The sequence below is a fragment of the Cryobacterium mannosilyticum genome, assembly GCF_004402705.1.
In the GTDB taxonomy this organism is placed as follows: domain Bacteria; phylum Actinomycetota; class Actinomycetes; order Actinomycetales; family Microbacteriaceae; genus Cryobacterium; species Cryobacterium mannosilyticum.
In genome coordinates, this window is record NZ_SOFM01000019.1 from 21,004 (window position 1) to 32,994 (window position 11,991).

An 11,991-nucleotide genomic window follows, 5' to 3' on the forward strand; every position below is an offset into this window, starting at 1 on the left:
CCGGTTCCACGGTACCGGACAGATCGCGCCGTGCCGGGGAGGCGCGGGCCCGTCGAATTCGACGGAGATTTTGCCGATTTGGGGCTGAAGCGGATGCCACGGGCCGGTTTTGCTCAAATTCTCCGTCGGATTCGACGGCCAGGGGCAGGGGCCGGCACGGGAACGGGCGGGTCAGCGCAGCCGCTGGCACCGCGGGCAGAGGTGGGACGACCGGTTCATGAACTGCTGCCTGACCAGGATGGTGCCGCATCGCGGGCACGGATTGCCCTGCTGCCCGTAGGCGGTGAGGCTGTGCGAGAAGTAGCCGGATTCGCCGTTGACGTTCACGTACTGGGCGTCGAAACTCGTGCCGCCCTCCGCGAGGGCCCGGCCCAGGATGACCCGCACCGAGTCGAGCAGGAGGCGTGCCCTGGCACGGGACAACGAGTCGGCCGGCTGGTCGAAGTGCAGCCGGGCCGCATAGAGCGCCTCGTCGGCGTAGATGTTGCCGATGCCGCTGATCAGGGTCTGGTCCAGGAGCGCCCGTTTGACACCCGTCTTCCTACGGGCGAGGGCGGCCAGGAACGCGTCCGCGGAGAACGCGGGGTCGATCGGATCCCGGGCGATGTGGGCGACCTGCGACGGGATCAGCGCCGACCAGTCGCCTGACGCCGCTCCGGAGTATCCCCCGGCCAGACCGTCACGCGTCGCTTGCATGGTGTCGACGGCCATGCTGCCGAAGATGCGCTGGTCGACGAAGTGCAGCAGCAGCTCGCCGTGCACGGGGTGGTCGAGGTGCAGGCGCACCCGGAGCATCCGGTCGGAGTCGGAACCGGGGGCGCGAAGGAGCACCTGCCCGCTCATGCCCAGGTGGATGACGAGGGCCCGCCCCGAATCGAGAGGCAGCCAGAGGAATTTGCCGCGCCGCACGGCGCCGAGGATGCGCCGCCCCTCCAGCAGCGCGGCGAATGAGCCGGGAACGGGGTCGTGGCGGCGCAGCGAGCGTTCCTCGAACACCTCGACGGCAGCGATCACGGCACCGGTGGCCGCCGGTTCGATGCCTGACCGGACGACCTCCACCTCGGGAAGTTCGGGCACGTCAGACGCCTTCCAGCCGCTGGATCAGAGGTCGCCGAGCCGGGTCCAGGCGTCGAGCGCCGCAGCCATTTCGGCGTGCTTCTTGCTCGTGCCCTCGCCGGTCGCGGTGATGACGCCCACGGTGACGGTCGCGATGAAGACCTTCGAATGGTCCGGGCCGCTCTCGGCGATCCCGTAGACGGGCACACCGGATCCGAGCCGGGCGGCGGCCTCCTGCAGGCTTGTTTTCGGGTCCATCGAAACACCGAAGTGCCCCGGGTCGTTCAGCAGGGGTGCGATCAGTCGCAGCACGAGCTGAGTCGCGACCTCTCCGCCGGAGTCGAGGTAGACGGCGCCGATCAGCGCTTCGACGGTGTCGGCGAGGATCGAACCTTTGTCTCGTCCGCCGGTGAGGATCTCACCGCGACCGAGGCGGACGAACTCGCCGAGGCCGATCCCGCGGGCGATCTCGGCGAGGGCGACACTGGACACCAGACTGGCCCTGCGCTTGGCGAGGTCCCCCTCGTCGAGGCGCGGGAACTCTCGGTACAGCATGACCGTGACGGCCTGGCCGAGGATAGAGTCGCCGAGGAATTCGAGGCGCTCGTTCGTGGGCACGCCACCGTGCTCGTACGCGTACGACCGGTGGGTCAGTGCGAGTTCGAGCAGGCCGGGGTCGATCGATACGCCGAGGATCGCCGGAAGAGCCGAGATCCCGGATGCGTCGGAGCTCATGCGCCGGCCTCCGGGCACAGGCAGATGCCGCGCCCCGAGGTGGAACACCCCGGATTCGGGTTGCTCGTCCTTCGACGGCGCGGCATCAGAGCATCCAGCATCCGCTGACCTGAAAACTTCTGACTAGACGTCAGCGACCTTGCGGCCCTTGTATTCCATGAACATCGCGGTGCCGGCGGCGTCGGTGACGACCTTGGCACGGTGCGGGAGGCTGTAGACGACCTTGCCGTTTTCCATGGTCTTCACCAGGGTGGGGGCTTCGGCCTTCCAGCAGGAACGACGTGAGCGGGTGTTCGAGCGTGATTGCTTGCGCTTCGGGACTGCCATGACTACTTCTCTTCTCTATCTGATTCAGCCTGGATGTCTTCATCCGTGCCGATGCTTGCGGAAGCCTGGAATTCCATCAGCGCGGCCCACCGGGGATCGCGCTTTTCTTCTGGTTCGAGTTCAGGGGCCTCGGCAAGCCGCTGCCCGGTCTCTGGGTCGAGACCTGGGCAATCCGGCCGGCAAACCGGCTGGAAAGGCAGTGATAACACCACTGCGTCCCTGATCAGAGGTTCAAGATCCACGTGGTCATCTTGAACTTCACACTCATAAGCTTCGTCTAGAGAGTACGCGAAAAGCTCGTGAAACTCGACTTGGACAGGCAACTCGATGTCAATCAGGCATCTTCCGCACTCCCCGGCGGCCTTTCCGGAGATCTGGGCGGACACCAGGATGCCCTCGTGCAGAGCCTCCAGGCGCAGGTTCACGGTCAGTGCGGAACCGGCCTTGACGGCCACCAGGCCCTCTCCGAGGTCACCGGGCACGACGATCTCGAGGTGCCGCTCGTGCATGGTGCCTGGCCGGTTGATGAGGTCGCGCACATCGACCTTGTACGGGGTCTTCTTAAACTTGGTCACGGTGGGAGATTCTACGCGTCCGCGGGCAGGGTCTCGTTCCGTGCCACCCTCGACGGCCTCCGCAGTGAGGCAGGGAGCACGATCGCACGGATGCGCTCCGGCCAGGAGGCGCCGGCGTGGATCGCGCGGGTGACCTGGTCGAGGTCCGCGGCCAACGCTGCTGAGGCCCCGCCCGAGGCGGCGCCGGGTCGACCGAAACGCTGGCGTTCGGCCGCGACCAGCAACCGCCGCAGCGCAGCGCCGGGGTCGCCGGCCGGCGGGTAGACCAGGCCGTTAAGCTGCTCCAGGCGCGCGACCAGTTCCCGGGGGGTCTCGGTGTCGCGCACCCGCACCCCGTGGTCGACGGCCGTGTCGGTGAGTTCGTCCCAGGCCCAGCCTGCGGCGCCCGGGCCGGCGCGAACGCGCCGGCGCCGTCCCTGCCTCCGCAACGCTCGCGCGCCGCCGGGGAACATCAGCAGGATCAGGACGGCCGCGAGGGCCACGGAGACGGTTGTCGTTGCGTCGCTGCCGCCGGTTGGGGAGGTGGCAGCCCGGAGGCCGTCGGACACGTTCTGGCCGCCCGGGTCGGCGTTCCGCGGCGCGGCCGTCGCGAGCCCGCCGGCCTCGCCGCCGAGCTGGACCTGGGCATCCGTCTCCCTTGTGTACGCCGGCACCGTGCCGCGCCCCGGCGTCGGCTCGAACGCCAGCCAGCCGATTCCGCTGAAATACAGTTCCGGCCAGGAGTGCAGGTCGTGCGCGTCGACGTTGAACCGGTCCCGCCCCTCGATGTAGCTCGTCGACCGCGACCCGGGCAGGTAACCGATCGCGATCCGGGCGGGGATGCCGATGGACCGGGCCATCACCGCCATCGCCGAAGCGAAATGAACGCAATAGCCGCGTTTCACCTCGAGGAACTTGCCGACGACGTCGACGCCGCCGCCGTCGTAGCCCTCGGCTACCGGGGCATCCGTGTCGTAGCTGAACACGCCGCCCCTCAGGTAGGTCTGCAGGGCGACGGCCGCGTCGTAGGGCGAGATCGCCCCGCCGGTCACGTCGCGGGCGGTCTGGTCGATGATGGCCGGCCGATTCCCGGGCAGGTCGAGGTTGCGCCGGATGCTCGCCGAGTAACGGGTGCCCGCAGCCCGGAGCTGCGCGGGCGTCGGAGCGAGTTCGAGCGCCGTGACGGTGTACTGCTGACCGCGGGTGATGCTGTTGGCGCTGGCGATGGTCGAGGTCGACCGGTCCCAGTACCAGTTGCCGACCAGGCCGGTGACCTTCTTCGGCGCGAACGGGGTCGGCAGCCACCGGGTCGCGACGCCGTCGATGACGATCTGCGTCCTGGTCTCCCTCGTGACGACCTGGGAGGAGAGCCCCTGCGGCAGGGCGATGGCCTCGACGTTGTCGCTGGGATTATCCGGTTCGACCCTGGCCATCCAGGTGGCGCCGACGAAGTTGTCGAGGGTCAGCAGTTTCAGGTACGGCGGCGGGGACGCAGTGGTGCGGTAGTGCAGGGCCGCACTGGACTGGGGGCGCCGGAGATCCTGCCCGAGGTTGATCAGCGGGGTGACACCGCTCCCGAAGAGCAGCGTGCCGACGCCCCGGGTGCCGGCGAAGCCTCCACCGGGCACGGCAGGGGTGGCGACGCTGAGCAGGAGCGCCCCCACGATGCCGATGCTGCCGACCACCATCGACCCCCACAGCGGGCCGGGGCCCCGCCGGCGCACCGGACCGACCACCCGCGGAGCGTTCGGCCCGACCGGCGGATTGTCGGCTTCCCTGGTTCGCCGCACCCGCACGTCCACGCGCAACAGGATGAGGAACGCGATGGCCGTCAGGACGAGGGCCAGCGGGTCGGCCCCGCCGTCGATGATGAGGCCGGGAACGGCGACGGGTACGAGCGCGGGAAGCCCGGCGAGCGCCGGAACCCGGAGGTTGATCGCGAGCAGGTGCACCATTACAGCGATCGCTCCTGCTCCCGCGCAGAGCAGCAGCAGGATTCCGGCGACCGGGTCGGCCGGCGTGCCCTGCTGTTGGATGGACTCCAGCCCGGAGTCGACCAGCCTGCCGAACCGGTCGATGGTCTCCAGGGACGGGATCAGCCAGAGCAGCCCCGTGCCGCCGCCGAACAGCAGGGTCACCGTGGCGAGCAGGATGCCGAACCCGGCGACCGGGGCGAGCGACTCCGCCAGGCCGACCCGGCGGAGCCCGGCCAGGCCGATCAGCACGGTCGCGGACACGAAGGCCATCAGCCACCACCAGGTGGTGGACTGCAGCAGCGAACCGAGGGCCCCGTTCGCCACGAGCAGCAGGAGCAGCAGCGCGCCGGTGACCGGCCATTCGGCGCGGAGCGGGCGCCGCAGGCCTGTTGCAGCCCCGGGCCGGCTCATTAGGGCTCCCGCCCGGTGAAGGCGGCCGCGCCCTGGGCCGCGCCCTGGGCACGCGCGGCGTCCAACCAGGCGGCGGGGATGTCCCGGGCCGCGCGCACGGGAACGCAGCGCCAGCCGGCGGCGCGCAGCGTCTCGATCACGGCCGGCCGCATCGTGTCGAGGTTGAAGGCCACCGCGGGCCGGGCGGCGGCGCCGAGGGCTGCCAGCTCAGCGGCATCCTGCTCGTCGATGTCGACGAGCACCGCGAAGGTCGGCAGCGGCAGTTGCGGCGCGTAGCCGCCGGAGAGCGCGGGCGCGGGCGGGGCCCCGCCGGCCGGGCCCGGCTCGAGGGGCACCACGCCGGCCAGGCCCTCGAGCAGCAGCCGCATTCCGCCGGCCTCCTGGAATTCCACGGCCGGGTCCCCGCGCAGGCCGCCGCGGCCCGTCCCGGTGCGGGAGCCGAGCTGGCTGGGCCCCAGTTCGACGAGGTCGAGTCGGAAGCCGGCGTCGAGGAGGTGCACTCCCACCGAGGCGACGAGCTCAACGGCCACTTCGAAGGCCTGGTCGTGCCGGAAGCGGCGGTCGGGTCCCTGGCCGGGCGGCGGCGCAGGGCGACCCCGCAACGCGGTGTCGAGCACGATCCTGGCCACCGGGTTGCTGCGGTGTTCCTCCTGGCGCACCATGATCTCGCCATGCCTCGCGGTCGCGGGCCAGTTCACCCGCCGGAGCGGGTCCCCCGGCCGGTACTCCCGGGCGATCAGTTCGTCCGAGTTGTGGTTGAGGTGCCGCAACCGCTCACGGGCGTCGCCGTCGCCGCCCGCGCCGGTCAGGCCGGTCCCCGAGAGAGGTGTCGCGGTCGGGGTGACCACGAGATCGAGGGGCTCGCCGACCGTCCATTCGCTCGAGGCGAGCCCGAACGGGTCATATCGCTCCAGCCGGAGCGGGCCGCTGGAGTAGATGCCCCGGTGCCTTGGCGCCAGCGAGTATTCGAGCCTGACGGCATCCGCGCCGTTGTCCCGTCCTCCCTCGAACCGGTCGAGACCAGGCAGCACCAGGGCGCCGGGAGTGGTGAGCCCGGGGGCGCCGGTGTCCCTCCAGCGCAGGCCGTAGAGCGGGCGGGCGGACAGGTTGCGCACGATGAGGGTGACGATCGTTCCCCGGCCGGCCTCCACGACCGAGGGCCGGAACGTCCGGCTCACCTTCACCGCCACGGGGCGGATCGCGACATACGCGGCGGCGGTCACGGGCACGAGCAGGAGCAGGCAGGCCACGAAGAGGATGTCGCGGCGCCCGGTGAAGAGGTACTGCACCAGGAAGAGAGCGCCGACACCGAGGAACGCCCCGCCCCGGAGGGTGAGCCGGGGAAACCACAGGGGCCGCCGCGACGCGGACATGGGCCTAGGGGCGTCCCTGGGCGCCGACCGGCACCGGCGTGGCGTCGACGATGCGGGTGACGATCTCTTCGATCAGGGGGGCGGCATCCTGGTGGTGATGACCCAGCACCCTGCTGCTGGCGACCAGGCGGTGCCCGAGCACCGACACGGCCAGCGAATCGATGTCGTCGGGCAGCACGTATTCCCGGCCGTTGAGCGCGGCCTGCGCCTTCGCCGCGCGGATGAGCTGCAGGGTCGCCCGCGGGCTGGCACCGAGGCGCAGGTCCCGGTCGTCACGGGTGGCCCGCACCAGGTTGACCGCGTATTCCTTGACCGCGCCGGACGCGAAAACGGCCCGCGCCGCGGTCATCATCCCCCGCAACTGGGCTCCGGAGACGACGGCGGTGATGCCCGCCAGAGGGCTCGAGGTGTCCCGGGAGTCGAGCATCGCCAGCTCGGAATCCTTGTCGGGGTAGCCCATGGAGATCCGGGCCATGAAGCGGTCGCGTTGGGCCTCCGGCAACGCGTAGGTGCCCTCCATTTCGATCGGGTTCTGGGTGGCCACCACGGTGAACGGCAGCGGCAGCAGATAGGTGGAGCCGTCGACCGTGACCTGTCGTTCCTCCATGCATTCGAGTAGGGCGGACTGGGTCTTCGGACTGGCCCGGTTGATCTCGTCTCCGATGACGATGTTGGCGAAGATGGCGCCCGGCTTGAATTCGAAGCGCCGGTCGGCCTGGTTGAACACGGACACCCCCGTGACGTCGGACGGGAGCAGGTCGGGGGTGAACTGGATCCGGCTCACCGTGCAGTGCACGGACTTGGCAAGGGCCTTGGCGAGCATGGTCTTCCCGACGCCGGGAACGTCCTCGATCAGGAGGTGCCCTTGCGCCAGCAGCACGGTCAGTGCCGTCTTGACCGCGGCGTGTTTGCCGTCGATGACGGTCTCCACGTTGCGCATGATCGCCCGCGCGGACGCCTCGACGGCGGCGAGATCCATCGGTGTCTCCACCTCGGCCTCGTCGCCGAACCCGGCCACAGCACCGACCTCGGTCCCGGCGACCGCCGGGCCCGTCACCACTCTGACGGGTGCTCCGTTCACACTGGTGCTCCGTTCACACTGGTGCTCCGTTCACACTGGTGTTCCGTTCACACTGGTGCCTTCTGCAGGAAATCGGCGACGACCCGGGGGACGTACGGTGCGATGTCCCCGCCGAGCGCGGCCACCTGGCGCACCAGCGAACTGGACACGTGCGCATTGGCCGGGTTCGGCAGCAGGAAGACGGTTTCCACGGATGCGAGGTTGCGGTTGACGATCGCCATCGGGGTCTCGTAGGCCACGTCGATCTGGGAGCGAATGCCCTTGACCAGCACGCTCGCGCCGACCTCGAGGCAGTAGTCGACGAGGAGACCCATGCTCCAGGACGCGACGGTGATGTTGTCGGGCAGGCCGGCATCCTTGATCGCCAGCTGCAGCAGCGACACCCGCCGGCTGATCGGCAGGAGCGCCGACTTGGCGGGGTTGTGCACCACGAGGACATGCAATTCGTCGAAGAGACCGGCCGCCCGTTGGATCACGTCGAGGTGCCCCAGTGTGACGGGGTCGAATGATCCAGGGACGACGGCGATCCTGCGCATACGCTTCACCCTAGCCCCACACCGTGAACGACGCCCGTGCGGAATGCTACTCGTCAGCCTTTCGTCAGCGAAGCGCGTTCGGAGTCGTCGAGCCGGCGCCGCACAGCGTCGCGCAGGGCGGGAACGCTGTCCAGTTCGGGGTCCCAGCCGATCAGCGCCTGGGCATGGCCCCTCGCCTCCCCGATCAGGTCGCCGTCGGTCACCACCCGGAGCAGGCGCAACGAGGACCTCCCGCCGGACTGGTTGTTGCCGAGGACGTCGCCCTCCCGGCGCAACTCGAGGTCGACCTGCGCGAGTTCGAAGCCGTCGAGGGTCGCCGCGACGGCCTCGACCCGCTCGCGCGACACCGACTCGGCCTCGGCGGTCGTGACGAGCAGGCAGAGCCCCGGCACTCCCCCGCGACCGACCCGGCCGCGCAACTGGTGCAGTTGGGAGACGCCGAACCGGTCGGCGTCCATCACCACCATCGCCGAGGCGTTGGGCACGTCGACGCCGACCTCGATCACGGTCGTCGCGACGAGCACGTCGATCTCGCCGGCGGCGAACGCCCTCATGACCTGGTCTTTCTGCTCGCTGGTCATCCGGCCATGCAGGGGCTCGATTCGCGCCGAGGCGAAGATCGGTTTGGCCCGGAGTTCGGCGAGCGTCTCCTCGACGGAGGCCGGCGCCCTGGCCTCGGGGTCGAGGACCTCACCCTCCTCCAACTGCTTGGGCGCGATGGCCGGACACACCACGAACGCCTGCCGGCCCAGCGCGAGCTCCTCCGCGAGCCGCTGCCAGACCCTCGTCGCCCAGGCCGGCTTGTCGCCGAGGGGCACCACGAACGTCTCGATGCCCTGCCTCCCCTCAGGGAGCATGGTGATCGTGCTCACGTCGAGGTCGCCGAAGACGGTCATCGCGATCGTGCGCGGAATGGGGGTGGCGGTCAACACCAGCACGTGAGGCGGCACCGCCCCCTTCTGCCGGAGGGCCTCACGCTGGTCGACGCCGAACCGGTGTTGCTCGTCGACGACGACGAGTCCAAGGTCGAAGAAGGTCACTGCGTCGCCGAGCAGGGCGTGGGTGCCGATCACGATGCGCGACTGGCCGGACACCGCCCGCAGCAGAGCCTTCCGGCGTTCGGCGACGGGCAGCTGCCCGGTGAGCAGGGTCGGCATGAGTTGCACGGCCAGGTCGGGTCCGAGGGCGCGCACGATCGAGCGCAGGTGCTGCCCGGCGAGTACCTCGGTCGGCGCGAGGAAGGCGGCCTGCCCGCCCGAGTCGGCCACCGCGAGCATCGCCCGGAGCGCGACGACCGTCTTGCCGGACCCGACCTCCCCCTGCACCAGGCGGTTCATCGGCGCGTCCTCGGCGATGTCGCGTGCGATCTCGTCGCCGACGACCGTCTGGTCGCTCGTGAGGGTGAACGACAGGGCGGCGTCGAAGCGCTCGAGGAAGCCACCGGGAACCGGCAGCCGTGGCGTGGCCTTCCGGGCACGGGCGGAGTTGCGCTGCTGCACGAGCGCGGTCTGCAGCACGAACGCCTCGGTGAACCGGAGGGTGTCCCTGGCCCGGCGCCAGTCCGAGTCGGTCTCGGGCCGGTGGATGAGTTCGAGCGCCCGGCCGTGCGGCAGCAGGCCCCGTTCGGCGCGGAGTTCGGCCGGGATCGGGTCGGGCACACGACGGATGGCGTCGAGCACGACCTCCATCGTCTTGGTGATCTGCCAGCTCGCGATGGCGTTCGTGGCCGGGTAGATCGCGATCGGCTGCTCGATCCAGAGTTTCGCGTCCGCGGCATCCGTGGGCATATCGGGTTCGTCGTCTTCGCCCGGGCCGAACAGCCGGTAGGTCGGGTGGGTCAGCTGCAGGTGACCGCGGTAGTCGGACACCTTGCCGGCGAACATGCCGCGCATGCCCGGTGCCAGTTGTCTCGCGCGCCAGGACTGGTTGAAGTAGGTGAGGCTCAGGATGCCGCGGCCGTCGGAGATCTTGACCTCGACGATCGACCCCTTCCGGGCCTTCATCTGCCGCTCCTCCACCGTGCGGATCTCGGCGATGATCGTCACGTTCTCATCGAGGGGCAGGTCGCTGATCGCCGAGAGCTCGCCGCGGCGGGCATAGCGGCGCGGGTAGTGGCTGAGCAGGTCACCGACCGTGACGATGCCGAACGCCTTGGTGAGCGCGGCGGTCGTGCGGCCGCCCACGACATTCGCCAGCTTCGTGTCGAGGGTGACGGTATCGGGTGAGACAGCACCGGGCGAGACGGCACCGGGTGCGACGGCAGCCGATTCGGTCATGGCACGATCGTAGGCTCTGCCCCTGACACTCCGGTCGCGTCGGCGGTCTGGTCGAGCAGGGCCAGTTCGGCGCGCACGAAGTCGTCGTCGGGCCGCTCGGCCGCCAGCTGCTGTTGCAGGGTCCTGGCCTCGTCGGTCCGGCCGAGGGTGCGCAGGCAGCGCGCGACGGCCCAACGGCCCAGGTGGCGCTGTTCGTGGGTGCCGACGGTCTCTGCCGCACGCAGCGCCGCCTCGAACTCCGGCAGGGCATCCTCCGGGCGGCCGGAGTCGTGCAGGAACCAGCCGAGGTTGTTGTGCAGCGCGACTCCCCAGCGCCGGGTCCGGGCATCCGTGGCCGTGTCGAGGAGCGCCAGACCCTCGGCGGCCCACTCCTCCTCGTGCCCGGCGTCGGCGATGGCCAGCATGTGCAGAGCGTCGAGGGCGAGGAACTGGGCCCCGGCGGATGCCGCCTTCCGCGCCGCGAGGGTGAAGAAGGGCACGGCCTCATCCGTCCGGTCCATGCTGCGGAGGAGCCGACCGTGTTCGAGGGCGACGCGCGCCTGGAGCCGGTCGGTGGGTTCCTCGGTGCTCTCCTGCACCGCGGCGAGGGCGGCCAGTCCGTCGTCGAAGCGGCCGAGGAGGCCGAACGCCCGGGCGAGCTGGGTGGCGAGCTCGGCCCGTGCCTCGTCATCACGGCCGGCGTCGTCCGCGGCCTGCTGGAAACGCCCTGCGGATGCCGCCGCGTCGGTGAAGTCCCAGAGGGAGTCGAGCAGGGCCTGGCTGACCGGGCCGGTCCCCAGGGCTACCGGGTTGGGCGGCACGGTGGCGGCCGGCGGAATCGGATCCGCCGCGAACGCTGCTGTATCGGTCACCGGTCCATCATGACATCCGGCGCCCTCCGCCGCAGCCGGCGGCAGGACAGCCGTCGGCAGGACAGCCGCCGGCAGGGCGGCGGGCGATAGGCTCGATACCTCATGACGCGAATTGTCGCCGGGTTCGCCGGTTCCCTGCCCCTGGCCGTGCCGAAGACCGGTACCCGACCGACCAGCGACCGGGTGCGCGAGGCGATCTTCTCGGCCCTCGACGCCCGCGACGTCGTGCGCGGCTCCCGCGTTCTCGACCTGTACGCGGGGTCCGGGGCGCTCGGGCTCGAGGCGGCCAGCCGTGGCGCACGCATCGTGACGCTGGTCGAGAACAGCTTCGGGGCAGCCCAGCTGTGTCGCAAGAACACGGACGCCGTGCTCCGTGCCGCCCCGAAGAAGAACGCCCCGAAGATCAAGGTGAGCTCGCAGGCCGTGCAATCGTTCCTCGCCGCCACCGGCGAGGGTTTCGACCTCGTCTTCCTCGACCCGCCGTACGACCTGCCGGAGGCCGAACTCGGGCACAACCTGACCGCCCTCGCCCCGCTCCTCGACCCGGACGCCCTCGTGGTCGTCGAACGCAGTTCCCGCTCCCCCGAGCCGGCCTGGGGCCCCGGCCTCGAAAGCGAGCGGCGCAAGGACTACGGCGACACCACCGTCTGGTACGCCTCTCCCGTCCTGGCCCCGCGCACCTGAGGCCGCGCCCGAATCGGCAGCCCGCGACCGCGGAAGAGCGTGTTGATTATTGGAGGCTGGCGATCGAGGCCAGCGCTCAGTCCCATGTCGGATGTCGATGGGCTGGTGTCGGCGCGGGCGATCGGGCGCTG

11 protein-coding genes are annotated in these 11,991 nt (G+C 70.4%); 1 reads left to right on the forward strand and 10 read right to left on the reverse strand.

Annotation, left to right across the window (positions count from 1 at the left end; all coding sequences use genetic code 11):
- Window positions 1–171: 171 nt before the first annotated feature.
- The 10 genes from mutM to E3O32_RS07190 form a co-directional block, all read right to left on the reverse strand.
- On the reverse strand, window positions 172–1,077 hold the full coding sequence (gene mutM / locus E3O32_RS07145; protein WP_134508070.1) for a bifunctional DNA-formamidopyrimidine glycosylase/DNA-(apurinic or apyrimidinic site) lyase: 906 nt from the start codon (window positions 1,075–1,077) through the stop codon (window positions 172–174).
- A gap of 24 nt (window positions 1,078–1,101) precedes the next feature.
- Window positions 1,102–1,791: a ribonuclease III gene (gene rnc, locus E3O32_RS07150; protein WP_134508072.1), complete on the reverse strand. Its 690-nt coding sequence runs from the start codon at window positions 1,789–1,791 to the stop codon at window positions 1,102–1,104.
- Between the two features lie 123 nt (window positions 1,792–1,914).
- Window positions 1,915–2,118, reverse strand: a complete 204-nt coding sequence (gene rpmF, locus E3O32_RS07155; protein WP_134508074.1) for a 50S ribosomal protein L32 — start codon at window positions 2,116–2,118, stop codon at window positions 1,915–1,917.
- A 2-nt stretch (window positions 2,119–2,120) separates the two neighbouring features.
- Window positions 2,121–2,693: a YceD family protein gene (locus E3O32_RS07160; RefSeq protein ID WP_134508076.1), complete on the reverse strand. Its 573-nt coding sequence runs from the start codon at window positions 2,691–2,693 to the stop codon at window positions 2,121–2,123.
- 11 nt (window positions 2,694–2,704) lie between these two features.
- Window positions 2,705–5,059, reverse strand: coding sequence for a transglutaminase TgpA family protein (locus tag E3O32_RS07165; RefSeq protein ID WP_134508078.1), 2,355 nt, complete (start codon window positions 5,057–5,059; stop codon window positions 2,705–2,707).
- Complete coding sequence (locus E3O32_RS07170; protein WP_134508080.1) at window positions 5,059–6,432, reverse strand: DUF58 domain-containing protein; 1,374 nt, start codon at window positions 6,430–6,432, stop codon at window positions 5,059–5,061. Before E3O32_RS07170 ends, E3O32_RS07165 begins: the two co-directional genes overlap by 1 nt.
- 4 nt (window positions 6,433–6,436) lie before the next feature.
- Window positions 6,437–7,411, reverse strand: coding sequence for an AAA family ATPase (locus tag E3O32_RS07175; protein ID WP_134508089.1), 975 nt, complete (start codon window positions 7,409–7,411; stop codon window positions 6,437–6,439).
- 149 nt (window positions 7,412–7,560) lie between these two features.
- Window positions 7,561–8,049: a pantetheine-phosphate adenylyltransferase gene (coaD, locus tag E3O32_RS07180; RefSeq protein WP_134508082.1), complete on the reverse strand. Its 489-nt coding sequence runs from the start codon at window positions 8,047–8,049 to the stop codon at window positions 7,561–7,563.
- Between the two features lie 53 nt (window positions 8,050–8,102).
- Complete coding sequence (locus tag E3O32_RS07185; RefSeq protein WP_134508083.1) at window positions 8,103–10,325, reverse strand: ATP-dependent DNA helicase RecG; 2,223 nt, start codon at window positions 10,323–10,325, stop codon at window positions 8,103–8,105.
- The gene (locus tag E3O32_RS07190; RefSeq protein WP_241974690.1) at window positions 10,322–11,176 is read right to left on the reverse strand and encodes a tetratricopeptide repeat protein; all 855 of its coding nucleotides are present in this window, start codon (window positions 11,174–11,176) and stop codon (window positions 10,322–10,324) included. Before E3O32_RS07190 ends, E3O32_RS07185 begins: the two co-directional genes overlap by 4 nt.
- A gap of 102 nt (window positions 11,177–11,278) precedes the next feature.
- Between E3O32_RS07190 and rsmD the strand changes: the two genes are divergently transcribed.
- Window positions 11,279–11,860 carry a 16S rRNA (guanine(966)-N(2))-methyltransferase RsmD gene (gene rsmD, locus E3O32_RS07195; RefSeq protein ID WP_134508085.1) on the forward strand — a complete coding sequence of 194 codons (582 nt, stop codon included), beginning with the start codon at window positions 11,279–11,281 and terminating at the stop codon, window positions 11,858–11,860.
- Window positions 11,861–11,991: the final 131 nt, after the last annotated feature.